Here is a 15,765-nt window from a genome sequence, read left to right as displayed (position 1 = left end):
TATCGGTTTCGCTTCGAGGCGTCCCTGCGCGTTTCCGTCCCCCGTTTCCAGCCAGTCAGAGGCCAGAAAACACATGGAAGCAAACAAAAAACTACCCAAGGCCATCATCCTTTTCCCCGTCTTCATCCCCGCCGTGGTCGTCACGCTCCTTCTCGTCATAGGCACGATGAGCAACCCGGATCTGGCCGGCGAGGTGTTCAGCTCTACGCTGGCCTTCATCACCACCAATTTCGGCTGGTTCTACATGCTGTCGGTGGCGTTCTTTCTGGTGTTCATCGTCGGCATCGCCATGACGCCCTGGGGCACCATCAAGCTGGGCCCCGACCACGCCGAGCCGCAATACAGCTTTCCGGCCTGGTTTGCGATGCTGTTTTCAGCTGGTTACGGCATCGCACTGCTGTTTTTCGGCGTCGCCGAGCCGGTATTGCACTATGCGTCGCCACCAGCTGGCGCGGCGGAAACGGTTGATTCCGCCAAGCAGGCGATGCAGATCGCGTTCTTCCACTGGGGCTTCCACATCTGGGCCATCTACGGGCTGACCGGACTGGTCCTGGCGTATTTTTCGTTCCGCCACGGCTTGCCGCTGTCCATGCGTTCGGCGCTCTACCCGATCATCGGCGAGCGCATCTACGGCCCGATCGGTCATGTTGTGGATGTCTTTGCGATTCTCGGCACCCTGTTCGGCATCGCCACGACACTCGGATTGTCGGTCACCCAGATCAATGCGGGCGTCAACTACCTCTGGCCCTCGATACCGATCAGCATCAACGTCCAGATCATCGCCATCGCGATCATCACCGGTCTGGCGATCTGCTCGGTGGTCGCCGGCCTGGACAAGGGCGTTAAGAACCTGTCGCTGCTGAACATGGTCCTGGCGATCGGGCTGATGGTGTTTGTATTCCTGGTCGGTCCGAGCATCTTTATCCTCGAGACCTTCCTGCAGAACACCGGCAGCTACCTGAACAACATCATCGAACGGACCTTTAACCTGCAGGCCTACAGCCGCAGCGACTGGATCGGCAACTGGACGCTGTTCATCTTTGGCTGGACCATTGCCTGGTCGCCCTTCGTCGGCCTCTTCATCGCCAAAATCAGTCGCGGCCGGACCATTCGCCAGTTCGTCTTTGGCGTGATGTTCGTGCCGACCATCTTCACCTTTCTCTGGTTCTCGGTATTCGGCGATACCGCGCTGCACCTGATCATGGTCGAGGGTTACACCTCGCTGATATCCGACGTGCAGGCGGACAACGCCATCGCCCTGTTCAAACTGTTCGAGCTGCTGCCGATGACCTCCATCGCCTCCTTTCTGGCAGTGGTGCTGATCATCACCTTCTTTGTAACCTCCTCCGACTCCGGCTCGCTGGTAATCGACTCCCTGGCAGCCGGTGGCGCAATTCATACGCCAGTTTGGCAGCGGGTGTTCTGGGCCAGCATCGAAGGCGTAGTCGCCTCCGCGCTGTTGCTGGCGGGCGGGCTTAGCGCGCTGCAAACCATGACCATTGCCAGTGCCCTACCCTTCGCAATCATCATGATGATTGCCGCGCTGGGCATGTGGCGCGCGCTGGTAATCGAAGGGCACCATGAAACCAGTCTGCAGAACCATATGCAGAGCAGCCGACTGGCCAGCAATGCCGGTCCCGGCCTGTGGAAGAAGCGTCTGGCCGGCCTGGTCAGTTTTCCTGATCGCGAGCAGGTCGATGCGTTCATGGGCAGCACCGTACTCAAGGCCATGCGCCGTGTGCAGCGTGAGCTTGGCGGTCAGGAGTGGACGGCCGAAGTGCACTCGGACGAGGCCAATTCACGGGTTTATCTGGAAGTGATCAAAGAGGACCAGGTAGATTTCGTCTATGAGATCCGCGCTGTCGGGTATGCCATGCCAGCGTTCGCCCTGTCCGAGGGGCCGGACACCGACGAGCAGTACTTCCGGGCCGAGGTCTTCCTACGCCGCGGCGGTCAGCACTACGACATCTATGGCTATGATCAGGCCGACATCATTAGCGACATCCTCGACCAGTTCGAGAAGTACCTGCACTTCCTGCACATCTCGCCCGGCAGCCTGCCGTGGAAAATGGGCGAGCATGACGAGATGCTCACAGGCGATCCCGATCTGCCCAAGAGCGAGCCGTCCTAGCCGCGCTCGCATCGACACACGGCCGGCCCCGTTACCAGGGTTCGGCCGGCGGTTGTTATCAGGGTCTGAGGCTGTATCGGGCAAGCGAGGTCAACTTCATCTATACAGGTAAAGGCACATTGGCCGCGGCAAGCAAGGTGACTGGCCGGTCACGGCACTCGGGGCCGCGCCGCGCTTGGCGCATGCCCCCTCCCATGCTAGGTTTGCGCCTCGCCAGGACGGCGAGCAGTTGGCCGGAGCGCAATTTACATAGAAACGGACCAGGCGATGACCTGTTTCGAGAAGAGGAAGCTCTATGGCCGAGGCCATACCCGCACTGGAAATCCGCAATCTGCACAAGCGCTACGGCGATCTGGAAGTTCTCAAGGGCATCTCGCTGACCGCCCGCGACGGCGATGTCATCTCGATCCTCGGCTCGTCCGGCTCAGGAAAATCGACCTTTCTGCGCTGCATCAATCTGCTGGAAAATCCCAATGAGGGCGAGATCATCGTCGCTGGCGAAGCGTTGCGCCTAAAACGCGCCAAAGACGGCGATCTGGTCGCTGCCGATGCCAAGCAGATCAACCAGATGCGCAGCAAGCTCGGCTTCGTATTCCAGAACTTCAATCTCTGGCCGCACATGAGCGTGCTCGACAACATCATCGAGGCGCCACGTCGCGTGCTGGGCCAGAGCAAGGCCGAAGCCACCGAAACGGCCGAGGCACTGCTGGCCAAGGTGGGCATCGCCGACAAGCGTCACGTCTACCCGAACCAGCTCTCCGGTGGTCAGCAGCAACGAGCGGCGATTGCCCGGACCCTGGCGATGCAGCCACAGGTGATCCTGTTCGACGAGCCCACTTCGGCACTCGACCCGGAAATGGTACAAGAAGTGCTTACTGTGATCCGGTCGCTGGCCGATGAGGGTCGTACCATGCTGCTGGTCACCCATGAAATGAACTTCGCCAAGCAGGTTTCCAGTGAGGTCGTCTTCCTCCACCAGGGCCTGGTCGAAGAGCAAGGAACGCCGGAGCAGGTGTTCGACAACCCCCAATCGGCACGCTGTAAACAGTTCATGTCCAGCCATCGCTAATGGAGCAACACATCGCATGAAAAGCTATAAGAAGATTCTGCTGACTGCCGCCGCCACCCTGATGCTCGGCGCCAACGCCTTCGCCGCCGACAAGCTGCGCATCGGTACCGAGGGCGCCTACCCTCCCTTCAACCTGATCGATGCCAGCGGCCAAGTGGTCGGCTTCGACCTCGACATCGCCCACGCCCTGTGCGCGAAGATGGAAGTGGAGTGCGAAGTGGTGACCTCAGATTGGGACGGCATCATCCCCGCGCTGAACGCCGGCAAGTTCGACTTTCTCGCCGCCTCGATGTCGGTCACCGAGGAACGCAAGCAGGCGGTCGACTTCACGGACCACTACTACACCAACAAGCTGCAGTTCGTAGCGCCCAAGTCGGTCGATTTCAAGACTGACGAGAGCTACCTGGACGGCAAGACCATCGGTGCCCAGCGGGCTACCATCGCCGGCACCTGGCTCGAAGACAATATGGACGACGTGGTCGACATCAAGCTCTACGACACCCAGGAAAATGCCTACCTCGATCTGGCCTCCGGCCGTGTCGACGGCATCCTTGCCGACTCGTTCGTGCAGTGGGAATGGCTCAAGAGCGATGCTGGCAAGGACTTCGAGTTCAAGGGTGAGCCGGTGTTCGACAATGACAAGATTGCCATCGCCGTCCGCAAGGGCAACGATGAGCTGCGCGAGAAGCTGAACAAGGCGCTGGCTGAAATCCGAGCCGACGGTACTTACGAGAAGATCAACGCCAAGTACTTCCCTTTCAACATTTACTGATCCGTCTGAATCAAAGCCCGGCCGCCGTATAGGTAGGTCGGGCTTTGGTGTTTGAGCCCATATGATTCCCGACCTTCATGGATTCGGTCCGGCGCTGATCGCCGGTACCTGGATGACCATTCAGCTGGCTCTTGCATCCCTGGCCCTGGGCCTGGTGCTGGGCTTGCTCGGTGCACTTGCCAAGACATCGCCATACGCCACCCTGCGCTGGGTGGGCGGCACCTATTCGACCATCGTTCGCGGCGTACCCGAGCTGCTCTGGGTACTGCTGATCTATTTCGGCACCATCGGCCTGGTGCGCGGCATCGGCGAGATCTTCGGCATCGAGAATCTGGCTCTGAGCCCCTTCGCGGCCGGTACCATCGCTCTCGGCCTGTGTTTCGGGGCCTATGCCACCGAAGTCTTCCGCGGCGCGCTGCTGGCCATTCCCAAAGGCCATCGCGAAGCCGGTCTGGCACTGGGTCTGGGCAAACGGCGAATTTTCCTGCGACTGATCCTGCCACAGATGTGGCGCCTGGCCCTTCCCGGCCTGGGCAACCTGTTCATGATCCTGATGAAGGATACCGCGCTGGTTTCGGTCATCGGCCTGGAAGAAATCATGCGCAGCTCGCAGATTGCCGTCACCGCCAGCAAAGAGCCCTTCACCTTCTTCGTCGTCGCTGCACTGATTTACCTGGGCCTAACCGTGATCGCCATGACGGGCATGTATTTTCTTGAACGACGTGCCGGTCGCGGCTTTGCCAGGAGCGCCGCATGAGCTGGGAATTGTTCATCAAGTGGCTGCCGGACTTTCTCGAAGGCGCCTGGCTGACACTGCAGCTGGTCGGTGTTTCGGTAGTGGCCGGATTGATTCTTGCGCTGCCGCTGGGCATCGCCCGGTCCTCGCGCCTGCTTGCAGTGCGTGCCCTGCCTTACGGCTACATTTTCTTCTTCCGTGGCACGCCGCTGCTGGTGCAGCTGTTCCTTGTCTACTACGGCATGGCCCAGTTCGAGGCCGTTCGCGAAAGCTGGATGTGGCCGTTTTTGCGCGACCCTTACTGGTGCGCAATCATTACGATGACGCTGCACACCGCCGCCTACATCGCCGAAATCCTGCGCGGCGCGATTCAGAACGTGCCGGCCGGTGAAGTCGAGGCGGCCCGCGCGCTGGGCATGTCCCGCTATCAGGCCCTGCGCCATGTCATCCTGCCGCGTGCCGCCCGCATCGGTTTGCCCGCCTATAGCAACGAAGTGATCCTGATGCTCAAGGCCAGCGCCCTGGCGAGCACCATCACCTTGCTGGAACTGACCGGCATGGCGCGCAAGATCGCCGCGCGCACCTACATGCACGAGGAAATGTTCCTCACTGCCGGCCTGATCTACCTGATCATCGCCTTTGTGCTGATGCAGGGCTTCAAGCTGCTGGAGCGCTGGTTGCGCGTCGACGCCTGCCAAGGGCGCTGAAGGCACAGGGCTGATGGGCCCGTGGTCGCTTTGCGCCGCGGGCCGTTCGGCAGCATTGCCCTCCAGTCGTCACGCCTGCCAGCCTGCGGAATCCCTGGCCGCCGGCAGGGTCTCAACTCTCCCCATTTGCCAACGAGACTGCCCATGCCCGTCGACATTCAGCGCATCGCAAAGGACCAACTCGCCTGCTGGCGGATTCGATACGGCGACGCAGAAGCGGTCGTCGCCGAGCAAGGTGCCCAGCTACTCAGTTATCGACAGGGCGATGCACCACCAGTCATCTGGCTCAGCGAGGAAGCCGCGTTTCAATCCGGTCAGTCAGTGCGGGGCGGCGTACCGGTCTGCTGGCCCTGGTTTGGTGATCTGGCGCGCAACCCACGGCTGATTCAGGACAGCTACCAGGGCAGCCAGCCGGCACCGGCACATGGGCTGGTGCGCAATATCGACTGGGTAATGGCACGCAGCGACAGCAGCGCCGACAGCGTCACGCTGCTGTTTACCTGCAACGCCACCCCTGATTTGCCCGGCTGGACGCATGCTGTCGAGCTGAGCCTGCAGGTCTGCCTGGACAGCAAGGGCCTGCACCTGTCGCTGACCAGCCACAACCGCGGCGATACGGCAGTTGCACTGTCACAGGCCTTGCACAGCTACTTCACCATCAGTGACATCCATCAGGTGACGGTCGAGGGCCTGGACGGATGCCCCTATATCGAAACTCTGGAAGACTGGCAGCAGCGACAGCAAAAGGGCGACCTGGCATTCGCCGGTGAGACCGACCGCATCTATCTGGATCTTCCTTCGAGGCTGAGCCTGCTCGACCCGGGCCTAAAGCGACGGATCATGCTCGAGACGCAAGGCTCACGCTCTGCCGTTCTGTGGAACCCCTGGATCGCCAAGGCGCAACGGCTATCGCAGTTCGCCGACGATGCCTGGCAACGCATGCTGTGCATCGAAACGGCAAACGTCATGGGCGATGCAGTCCAGCTCGAGGCCAACGCACGCCATACCCTGAGCGTCTCGATCAGCGTCGAAACGGTCTGAGCGGTCCGGCCGCTTGCCGTCAGCCAGGATCCGGGCAACCGGACGCATTGAATCTATACTGCAAGCGAGCACCATCCCCAGCCGGTCGATGACTGGGCCTGATGCAAAGCCTGCCGGCCAGTCGCAATGCTCTGGAGGACTTTTGCCATGGAAGCCAAGCCGCCGAAGACGGGTCCCGGCCAGTTCGCGCCACGTCTGCGTCAGCCATGTGCTGAAACGCTATGAACGCCGACTTCGATGTCCTACTGGCCGGCGGCGGACACAGCCACCTTGGGGTCCTGCGCCAATGGGCCAGCCGTGACCGCCCGGCGGGCCGGATCGGGCTGGTCTCGGCCGAGCCGCACGCCTGGTATTCCGGGATGATGCCCGGCCTGATCGCCGAGCACTACCAGACGCGCGACTGCCGCGTTGCGCTGCCCAAGCTGTGCGCCGCAGCCGAGGTCGAATTCATTCAGGGCACTTTGGTGGCCCTGCTTCCCGAAACACCAGAGCTGCTCCTGGCTACCGGCGAGACGCTGCGCAGTACCTGGCTGTCATTGAACCTGGGCTCACTGCCCTGGATGCCGGAACAGACCGATGACGGCATGGAGTTGCTCTCGGTCAAGCCGTTCGCCGACTTCATCCGCCGCTGGCAACAGTGGCAGGAGATTCCCGAGCCTGTGGGCATAGTCGGGGGCGGTGCAGCGGGTGTGGAACTGGCCTTGGCCATGGCAGGGCGCGTGCCAGCGATCGATCTGTTCTGCGCAGACGACCTGCTTGCCGGCCACTCGCCTCGCCTCAGGCGGCTGGCCCTGCGGCACCTGCAGGTAGCCAAAGTGCAGGTCCATGAGCACACCCCGATCCAGACCGTACATGGCAGCACCCTCGTCGGCGAGGGTCAGGTGCGCTGGCGCGGACGACGCCTGATCGTCGCCACAGGTCCCAGCCCGCTCGGCTGGCTGCGCGAATCGGGCCTGCGCGTGGACCGGCGTGGCTTCATCGAGATATCCGCATCGCTGCAGAGTCGCTCGCATCCCCACGTGTTCGCCAGCGGCGATTGCGCCAGCCTGCCGGGCGCCGTTCACAACGGCGTCCATGCAGTGCGCCAGGCGAGTGTACTGGCTAGCAATCTCACAAGAGCCTCGATTGGCCAACCACTGCGCCACTATCATCCCCAGTCGCACAGTCTCGCACTGCTCTCTGATGGCCAGCATGGGGCATTGCTGAGTTGGGGTGGGGTCGCGGCCGAAGGCCGAGTGCTCGGCCGCCTGAAAGATCATCTCGATCGCCGCTTCGTGCAACGCCACAGCACCGAGGGCTGAGGGTGTCAGCCGAGCAACTGCTGCAGACGTACTTGCAGTAACTCAGGAAACCGCTTGAACCAGGTCAGGTTGCGCGGTGATGGGTGTGGCAGCGGATGCAGGCGAAAAGCACGCCCACTGCCCGTCCCCGTCGTCAGTTCGAGATCGAAATACGCGGTGAAACGGTCGTCTCGTTGCCAAAACGCCTCAAGCTGCTGGCGCACTTCGCGTGGCTGATCCAGACCAAACCAGAGAAACGCTTCACGTCCCAGCGTGACGATGTCGCGGCCCTGCCAGTTGTCGATCAACAACTGGCGTATCAATGGATGAAAACGACGCTTTACGGCCATCGGCCAGGCGCGGTTACCGAGCGGCTTGTAGGGCACCGTGTTCATCCAGAAAAACCCTTCACCCACGCAGCGGCTGGCCTCGAAATCCGGCATGTCTGCGCCGTGGAGATGCCGATATAGCCCACGCCGCACCAGCTGCCCACCGCCACCGATGAAGGGCTCACCGTAGCGCACTTCCTCACGCCCCGGATCACGGCCAAAGAACGCAAGGGGGGCGTCGGCCGGCCCTAGACCGATGATCGGTTCCAGCGCATCCCTATCGAAAGCCTGGTATACCGCCTCATCGATGCCCTCGATCTGCTTCGCCAGCTCTGCGAAAGCCTTGTGCTGTGAAGGAGACAATGGTCGCTTCATCGGCTAAAGATCGCTTTCGTCTACCAGCTTTACCTCAGCGGCCGAGATCGCGTAGGCCGCGTCGGCCAGGTCATTGCTGACGGGTTCGATCTGCAACGTGCCATCTACCCAGAGCGGAGCATAGATATCGTCCAGCATGATCCCGGCAGGATAGCGGACCATTACGATCTGATTGGGCGGTGGCGGTGGGACATGGATGCAGGCGCCCGGATAAGGCACCAGAAAGAACTCGGTGCTGCGGCCCTGGCTATCGGTTTCCAGCGGGACCGGATAGCCACCCAGGCGAATCAGCTTGCCGTTGAGCGCCGGCACGGTCTTGGCGGAATACATCACCGCGGGCAGACCAGCACCCTGCTTGAGAGCGCCTTGATCGCTGAATCCATCGTTTTCTGGCGAGTCATGCTCGATTTCCGGCATGTCTTCCAGCGCCTGACGATCCTCAGCCGGCATCAGCTCAAGCCAGTCGAGTTCCGCCGGGGCGGCATGGGTGATGGAAGCGCAGCACAGAAGGACGAGCAGAATTAAAGGGCGCATGACAACCGAAAGCTGTGGGAATGGGGCCGCCGGGCACGGCCCCGACGAATCAATGTTTACGGCTGGTAACCATGCCGTAGATGACCAGCAGGATAATCGCACCGACTACCGCACCGATAAAGCCCGCACCTTCTCCCGCCTCATACAGACCGAGCGCCTGGCCGCCGTACGTAGCCAGCAGCGAACCGCCGATACCCAGCAGGATGGTCATGATCCAGCCCATGCTGTCGTTGCCGGGCTTCAGGAAGCGTGCGATGAGGCCTACGATCAGGCCGATGATGATGGTTCCGATGATGCCCATGGGCAATCTCCTCAAGTCCGAAAATAGGCGTTACGTATTCTCGGACCTGAGGCGAGTCAGCCAGTTCGCCGCGTAAAGCAGCAAGCCAGACGGCCGGACGGTCAGTCGCGGGCGATCAGCGACTCGACGGCAGTGATCTGCCGATCCAGCGTGGAGCGGTCCGGGCATCGCAGCGTGGCATGACCGACCTTGCGTCCGACCTTGAACGCCTTGCCGTAATGATGCAGATGGCAGTCCTCGACCGCGATCACCTTGGCCACGGCCGGCACTTCACCGATGAAGTTGAGCATGGCGCTCTCGCCGACCTTTGCCGTCGAGCCGAGCGGCAAGCCACTCACCGCGCGCAGGTGGTTTTCGAACTGGCTGCACTCGGCGCCTTCGATGGTCCAGTGACCGGAGTTGTGCACGCGCGGCGCGATCTCGTTGGCCTTGAGCCCACCGTCGACCTCGAAGAACTCGAAGGCCAGCACGCCGACGTAACCCAGCTCGTTCAGCACGCGGCCGGCATAATCCTCGGCCAGCGCCTGCAGCGGATGATGGGTGCTCGCCACCGACAGCCGCAGGATGCCGTTTTCATGGGTGTTGTGGACCAGCGGGTAAAAGCAGGTCTCGCCGTCACGCCCGCGCACCGCAATCAGCGACACTTCTCCGGTAAATGGCACGAAGCCTTCGAGGATGCACGGCACGCTGCCCAGTTCGGCGAAGGCGTCGGTAACGTCGGACTGTTTGCGAAGGACCTTCTGGCCTTTGCCGTCATAACCCAGGGTGCGGGTCTTGAGCACGGCCGGCAGGCCGATGTTGGCGGCCGCGGCGTCAAGATCGGCCTGGGACTGGATATCGGCAAACTCCGGCGTGGGGATGCCGAGGTCTTTGAACATGGACTTTTCGAACCAGCGGTCACGAGCGATACGCAGCGCCTCGGCGCTCGGATAGACCGGCACGAACTGCGACAGGAAGGCGACAGTCTCGGCCGGCACGCTCTCGAATTCGAAGGTCACCAGATCGACCTCGTCGGCCAACTGCCGCAGGTGGTCCTGATCGTTATAGTCCGCACGCAGATGCTCGCCCAAGGCCGCCGCGCAAGCGTCCGGAGCGGGGTCGAGAAAAGCGAAGTTCATGCCCAGCGGGGTGCCTGCCAGGGCAAGCATGCGGCCCAGCTGGCCGCCACCGATCACGCCGATCTTCATTACGCGTCCCTCGGGTCCGGATTGTCGAGCACGGTCTGGGTCTGCTCGTCGCGGAATTTCTTCAGCGCGGCGTGATACTCGGGGAATTCATGGCCCAGGATGCTGGCCGACAGCAACGCAGCATTGATCGCGCCCGCCTTGCCGATGGCCAGCGTGGCAACCGGCACGCCTGCCGGCATCTGCACGATCGACAGCAGCGAATCCACACCCGAGAGCATCGACGACTGCACCGGCACGCCAAGCACTGGCAGATGGGTCTTGGCGGCACACATGCCCGGCAGGTGCGCGGCGCCACCGGCGCCCGCAATGATCACGCGCAAACCGCGGGATTCAGCCTGTTCGGCGTACTGGAACAGCAGGTCGGGCGTGCGGTGTGCAGACACCACGGTGACTTCGTGCGGAATGCCGAGCTTTTCCAGCATGTCTGCGGTGTGGCTCAAGGTGGACCAATCGGACTTGGAGCCCATGATCACGCCTACCAGTGCGGTCATCGTCGTGCCTCTCTTCGGCGCCTAGGCGCATCAGGAACAACGGCCGCGCTGAAAACAGCGCGGCCGTGCAGGAACAGGGTCGGAACCGGCCCGACCAAAGGCCGCGCAGTATAACGCACGCCCCAGCCCCCGGCACCTGCGACCGGTCATCTGAAACGGCCGGAAAAAGTTTGTTGGCTTGCCGGAGGTCAATGGTCCGGTCATCAGACCGGGCGCAGACTCGGCGTTCCGATCGCAAGGAGACAGCCATGAACCAGACCATGAAAGCCGCCGTGGCCCACGCCTACGGTGAACCGCTGCGCATCGAAGAAGTGAAGGTGCCCCTACCCGGCCCAGGGCAGATCCTGGTGAAGATCGAGGCCTGTGGCGTCTGCCACACCGACCTGCACGCCGTCGAAGGCGATTGGCCTGTACGTCCGCCGCTGCCGTTCATTCCCGGGCATGAGGGCGTTGGCTACGTGGCTGCAGTGGGCAGTGGCGTCAGCCGGGTCAAGGAAGGTGACCGGGTCGGCGTGCCCTGGTTGTACAGTGCCTGCGGCTGCTGTGAGCACTGCCTGACCGGCTGGGAAACGCTGTGTACCGAACAGCAGAACACCGGTTACTCGGTCAATGGTGGTTACGCCGAATACGTCCTCGCCGACCCGAACTACGTGGGGCTTCTACCCAAAGAGGTGGCCTTTGACGAGATTGCGCCGATTCTCTGCGCGGGCGTGACGGTCTACAAGGGCCTCAAAGTGACCAACGCACGACCCGGCCAGTGGGTGGTGATTTCCGGTGTTGGCGGGCTCGGTCACGTCGCAGTGCAATACGCCAAGGCGATGGGCCTGCACGTGGCTGCGGTTGATGTTGACGACGCCAAGCTGGAACTGGCGAAAAAACTGGGCGCCAGCCTCACCATCAACGCGCGAACGGAAGATCCGGTCGAGGTGATCCAGCGTGACATCGGTGGCGCCCACGGCGTACTGGTCACGGCCGTGTCCAACAGTGCCTTTGGCCAAGCCATCGGCATGGCACGGCGGCACGGCACCGTGGCGCTGGTCGGGCTGCCGCCAGGCGACTTTCCGACGCCGATCTTCGACGTGGTGCTGAAGGCGATCAGTATCACCGGCTCCATCGTCGGCACCCGCGCGGACCTGCAGGAAGCCCTGGATTTCGCCGCCGAAGGCCTGGTCAAGGCGACCATCCACAGCGGCAAGCTTGACGACATCAACCAGATCTTCGACCAGATGCGCGCCGGCACCATCGAGGGCCGAATCGTGATGAACATCTAGCAGGATCGCCCGGGCTCATCCTGCGCCGATGAGTCCGGCTGCTTTTCACTCCTTCAGCACGCCCTCAACGCCCTGCCCCGCGCCTGCCTCCAGCTTGCGCCAAAGCAGGCGAACCGGTGCCTTGCGTACCAACGCGCAGCGGTACAGGCGAATCTCCAGCGGCACGCGCCAGTGCTCGCCGCCACAAACCACCAGTTCGCCGCGCTCCAGCTCGGCAGTCACGCTCAGTCGCGGCACCCAGGCCAGGCCGAGGCGCTGCATGGCCATGCTTTTCAGACTGTCGGCCATGGCCGTTTCGTACACCGTGGAAGAGCGCAGGCCGCGTTGGCGTAACAGCAAATTGACCGAACGGCCGAGCGAGGCGCCAGCGCTGTAGGCCAGCAGCGGGACGCTCTGCCCGCTGTCTGGGTCGAACAGGGGCTCGCCAGCGGCATCGACCGCGCACACTGGAACGATTTCGGTGCGGCCCAGCGACAGGGATGGGAACAGCTCAGGATCCATTTGCAGCGCGGCGTCAGGATCGTAGTAGGCGAGGATCAGGTCGCAGGCGCCTTCGCGCAGCGAGTGCACCGCCTCACCGACATTGGTCGCGACCAGTCGGCTGTTCACCGGCACACCGTCCTGATGCAGACGCGCCAGCCACTCGGGAAAGAAGCCCAGCGCCAGCGAATGCGCAGCGGCAATCTGCAACACCTCGCCGCGCTGCCCCTCGAGGTTGTGCAGGTAATGCACCACCTCGCCGATCTGATCGATCATGTTGCGTGCGGTGACGAGGAACAGCTGGCCCGCCTCGGTCAGCTCGACCGGCGTCTTGGCGCGGTTCACCAAGGTCAACCCAAGGCAGTTTTCCAGGCTGCGAATGCGCCGACTGAAGGCTGGCTGGGTGACGAAGCGTCGCTCCGCTGCCTGGGAAAAACTTCGAGTCGCGGCCAGAGCGACCAAATCCTCCAGCCACTTGGTTTCGATGTTCATGCCGACTCCCGGAGCAATCAATAGGATGCTGATGGGCAGCAATAACGCTTCTCAGCCGAATGACGTCACACCACCGCTATGCCGATCACGCATGACCCAGCGTTTAACGGCATTGGCCGCAGAACCCGCAGAAACCCTATGGTAGCGGCCTTCGCGGCAAATGCCGCTTTTCTCTCGGATGAGAACCCTCATGTCCTCCGCTGCATCTTTCCGCCTCGAAAAAGACCTGCTTGGCTCCCTCGAAGTACCCGCTGACGCCTACTACGGCATCCAGACCCTGCGCGCGGTGCGCAACTTCCACCTCTCAGGCGTGCCGCTGTCGCACTTTCCAAAACTGGTGGTGGCACTGGCCATGGTCAAGCAGGCGGCGGCGGACGCCAACCGCGAACTCGGCCACCTCAGCGGCGCCAAGCACACCGCGATCAGTCAGGCCTGCGCTCACCTGATCCGAGGCGAGCACCACGACCAGTTCGTCGTCGACATGATTCAGGGCGGCGCCGGCACATCGACCAACATGAATGCCAATGAGGTGATCGCCAACTTGGCGCTGGAATACATGGGCCACGCCAAGGGCGAGTATCGCCACCTGCACCCGAACAACGACGTGAACATGGCGCAGTCGACCAACGACGCCTACCCGACCGCTATCCGCCTGGGCCTGCTGCTGGGTCATGACACCCTGCTGGCCAGCCTGGACAGCCTGGTACAAGCCTTCGCCGGCAAGTCGGGCGAATTTGCGCACATCCTCAAGATGGGCCGCACCCAGCTGCAGGACGCAGTGCCCATGACCCTCGGCCAGGAATTCCGCGCGTTTGCCACCACCCTCGGCGAGGACCTTGAGCACCTGCGCCTGATCGCGCCGCAGCTGCTGGTCGAAGTGAACCTCGGTGGCACTGCCATCGGCACCGGGATCAACGCCGACCCCAGCTATCAGGCCCTGGCGGTGCAGCGTCTGGCGACCATCAGCGGCCACCCGCTCAAACCTGCTGCCGACCTCATCGAAGCCACCTCGGACATGGGCGCCTTCGTCACCTTCTCGAGCATGCTCAAGCGCCTGGCGGTGAAGCTGTCGAAGATCTGCAACGACCTGCGTCTGCTCTCCAGCGGCCCGCGCACCGGCATCAACGAAATCAACCTGCCGCCGCGCCAGCCGGGCAGCTCGATCATGCCGGGCAAGGTCAACCCGGTGATCCCCGAAGCGGTCAACCAGGTGGCCTTCGAGGTGATTGGTAATGACCTGGCACTGACCATGGCTGCCGAGGCCGGACAGCTGCAGCTCAACGTCATGGAGCCGCTTATTGCCTTCAAACTGTTCGATTCGATCCGCCTGCTGCAGCGCGCCATGGACATGCTGCGCGAGCATTGCATCGTCGGCATCACCGCCAACGAGGACCATTGCCGACGCCTGATGGAAAACTCCATCGGCCTGATCACTGCTTTAAACCCCTACATCGGCTACGAGAACGCCACCCGCATCGCCGGCCAGGCGCTGCTCAGCGGCCGTGGTGTACTGGAACTGGTGCGTGAGGAACAGCTGCTGGACGACGCCACCCTCGACGACATCCTGCGCCCGGAAAACATGATCGCACCGCGGCTGGTGCCGCTGAAGGCGTAACGCCGGCAAGTCAAACCAGCGGCAACAGAGCCACGGTGCCCGTCAGTGATGGTGCAAGCGCCGTCCTCCGTGCGAGGCGGCGCCAGGCGTACCGATCAAAGCGTGATGCGGCACATGCCGCCGTTTTTTTCGCTTGCGTAGACTCCGCCGCTTTCACGGAGGCCCCATGCGCAGACTACTCGCCATCACCCTGTTGTTCAGCACCATTACCGGCGCGCCGCTCGCACATGCAGAGCTGCCGCAAGGCTACGAAGTGGTGCTGCAGACCGAGAACTTCCCGCCGTTCAACATGGCCGAGGGCGGCAAGAACTTCGCCAAGGAAGAGCACATTCAGGGCATCAGTGCGGACACTGTCCGGGAGATGTTCAAGCGCGCCGGCATTGATTACTCGATGACGCTGCGATTTCCCTGGGATCGCGTTTACCAGGCGACCCTGGATTTCCCCAACCACGGACTTTTTTCCACCTCCATGACCGATGACCGCCGCCCACTGTTCAAGTGGGTCGGCCCCATTGCCCAGTACGAAAGCGTACTGCTCTCGGCGCCTGGCTCGAACCTCAAGCTGACCAGCCTGGAACAGGCCAAGGGCTACACCATCGGCGCCTACAAGAGCAGCGCCGTGAGCCAGCGTGTCGAAGCCCAGGGCCTCACGCCGGTCAACTCGCTGCGGGATCAGGAAAATCTGCAGAAGCTGCTGAGCGGCAGTATCGATCTCTGGGCAACCTCCGACCCGGTCTGGCGCTACTACGCCCGGCAGGAAGGCGTGGGCGCCTTGAACACCGTGCTGGTGTTCAACTCCGCCCCGCTGTACCTGGCACTGAACAAGGACACGCCTGATGAAGTGGTTACCCGCCTGCAGAACGCGCTCGACGAGATGAAGGCCGAAGGTTACGGCACCTGCGTCAAGCATCCTGAACTCTGCTGAACCTGCCGCCAGGGCGGTGGCGCGCGCGG

The 15,765-nt window shown here is 62.5% G+C and carries 16 protein-coding genes; 10 read left to right on the top strand and 6 right to left on the bottom strand.

All coding sequences use genetic code 11. The features are described 5' to 3' along the window. The first annotated feature begins 73 nt into the window (after positions 1–73). From ALTERO38_RS21035 to ALTERO38_RS21005, 7 genes are all read left to right on the top strand, one after another. Positions 74–2,131 carry a BCCT family transporter gene (locus ALTERO38_RS21035; protein WP_159969592.1) on the top strand — a complete coding sequence of 686 codons (2,058 nt, stop codon included), beginning with the start codon at positions 74–76 and terminating at the stop codon, positions 2,129–2,131. A 295-nt stretch (positions 2,132–2,426) separates the two neighbouring features. Continuing rightward, positions 2,427–3,200: an ABC transporter ATP-binding protein gene (locus tag ALTERO38_RS21030; protein ID WP_102836545.1), complete on the top strand. Its 774-nt coding sequence runs from the start codon at positions 2,427–2,429 to the stop codon at positions 3,198–3,200. Between the two features lie 16 nt (positions 3,201–3,216). Then, entirely contained in the window at positions 3,217–3,972 is a 756-nt protein-coding gene (locus tag ALTERO38_RS21025; protein ID WP_102836544.1) for an ABC transporter substrate-binding protein, read from the top strand. A gap of 61 nt (positions 3,973–4,033) precedes the next feature. Further along, positions 4,034–4,729, top strand: coding sequence for an ABC transporter permease (locus ALTERO38_RS21020; RefSeq protein WP_159969591.1), 696 nt, complete (start codon positions 4,034–4,036; stop codon positions 4,727–4,729). Continuing rightward, on the top strand, positions 4,726–5,415 hold the full coding sequence (locus tag ALTERO38_RS21015; RefSeq protein ID WP_159969590.1) for an ABC transporter permease: 690 nt from the start codon (positions 4,726–4,728) through the stop codon (positions 5,413–5,415). The genes ALTERO38_RS21020 and ALTERO38_RS21015 overlap by 4 nt, the downstream gene beginning before the upstream one ends. 144 nt (positions 5,416–5,559) lie before the next feature. Further along, positions 5,560–6,456, top strand: coding sequence for a D-hexose-6-phosphate mutarotase (locus tag ALTERO38_RS21010; RefSeq protein ID WP_159969589.1), 897 nt, complete (start codon positions 5,560–5,562; stop codon positions 6,454–6,456). Between the two features lie 221 nt (positions 6,457–6,677). Then, positions 6,678–7,757 (top strand): FAD-dependent oxidoreductase, encoded by a 1,080-nt coding sequence (locus ALTERO38_RS21005; RefSeq protein WP_159969588.1) that lies wholly within the window; start codon positions 6,678–6,680, stop codon positions 7,755–7,757. A 5-nt stretch (positions 7,758–7,762) separates the two neighbouring features. Here ALTERO38_RS21005 and ALTERO38_RS21000 read toward each other — a convergent pair whose 3' ends face one another. The 5 genes from ALTERO38_RS21000 to purE all read right to left on the bottom strand — a co-directional run bounded on the left by ALTERO38_RS21000 (position 7,763) and on the right by purE (position 10,953). Further along, a complete protein-coding gene (locus ALTERO38_RS21000; protein ID WP_159969587.1) occupies positions 7,763–8,440 on the bottom strand; it encodes a uracil-DNA glycosylase family protein in 678 nt (225 codons plus the stop codon). 3 nt (positions 8,441–8,443) lie between these two features. Then, positions 8,444–8,974 carry a DUF3299 domain-containing protein gene (locus tag ALTERO38_RS20995; protein WP_159969586.1) on the bottom strand — a complete coding sequence of 177 codons (531 nt, stop codon included), beginning with the start codon at positions 8,972–8,974 and terminating at the stop codon, positions 8,444–8,446. Between the two features lie 49 nt (positions 8,975–9,023). After that, positions 9,024–9,275, bottom strand: a complete 252-nt coding sequence (locus ALTERO38_RS20990; RefSeq protein ID WP_025243550.1) for a GlsB/YeaQ/YmgE family stress response membrane protein — start codon at positions 9,273–9,275, stop codon at positions 9,024–9,026. Positions 9,276–9,376: 101 nt separating this feature from the next. Next, on the bottom strand, positions 9,377–10,462 hold the full coding sequence (locus ALTERO38_RS20985; RefSeq protein ID WP_159969585.1) for a 5-(carboxyamino)imidazole ribonucleotide synthase: 1,086 nt from the start codon (positions 10,460–10,462) through the stop codon (positions 9,377–9,379). Next, on the bottom strand, positions 10,462–10,953 hold the full coding sequence (gene purE, locus ALTERO38_RS20980) for a 5-(carboxyamino)imidazole ribonucleotide mutase (protein ID WP_102836537.1): 492 nt from the start codon (positions 10,951–10,953) through the stop codon (positions 10,462–10,464). The genes ALTERO38_RS20985 and purE overlap by 1 nt, the downstream gene beginning before the upstream one ends. A 248-nt stretch (positions 10,954–11,201) precedes the next feature. Here purE and adhP point away from each other — a divergent pair, with 248 nt between their 5' ends. Beyond that, positions 11,202–12,224, top strand: coding sequence for an alcohol dehydrogenase AdhP (gene adhP / locus ALTERO38_RS20975; RefSeq protein WP_102836536.1), 1,023 nt, complete (start codon positions 11,202–11,204; stop codon positions 12,222–12,224). 45 nt (positions 12,225–12,269) lie between these two features. Here the strand turns inward: adhP and ALTERO38_RS20970 are convergent, their stop codons facing one another. Then, positions 12,270–13,196 (bottom strand): LysR substrate-binding domain-containing protein, encoded by a 927-nt coding sequence (locus ALTERO38_RS20970; RefSeq protein ID WP_102836535.1) that lies wholly within the window; start codon positions 13,194–13,196, stop codon positions 12,270–12,272. Positions 13,197–13,386: 190 nt separating this feature from the next. Between ALTERO38_RS20970 and ALTERO38_RS20965 the strand changes: the two genes are divergently transcribed. Next, positions 13,387–14,811 carry an aspartate ammonia-lyase gene (locus ALTERO38_RS20965; protein ID WP_159969584.1) on the top strand — a complete coding sequence of 475 codons (1,425 nt, stop codon included), beginning with the start codon at positions 13,387–13,389 and terminating at the stop codon, positions 14,809–14,811. A 166-nt stretch (positions 14,812–14,977) separates the two neighbouring features. Beyond that, a complete protein-coding gene (locus ALTERO38_RS20960) occupies positions 14,978–15,736 on the top strand; it encodes an ABC transporter substrate-binding protein (protein WP_159969583.1) in 759 nt (252 codons plus the stop codon). Positions 15,737–15,765: the final 29 nt, after the last annotated feature.

This window comes from Pseudomonas sp. 9Ag (assembly GCF_902506445.1).
Taxonomy (GTDB): domain Bacteria; phylum Pseudomonadota; class Gammaproteobacteria; order Pseudomonadales; family Pseudomonadaceae; genus Stutzerimonas; species Stutzerimonas stutzeri_AB.
This window is presented reverse-complemented; position numbering and strand designations above follow the sequence as displayed.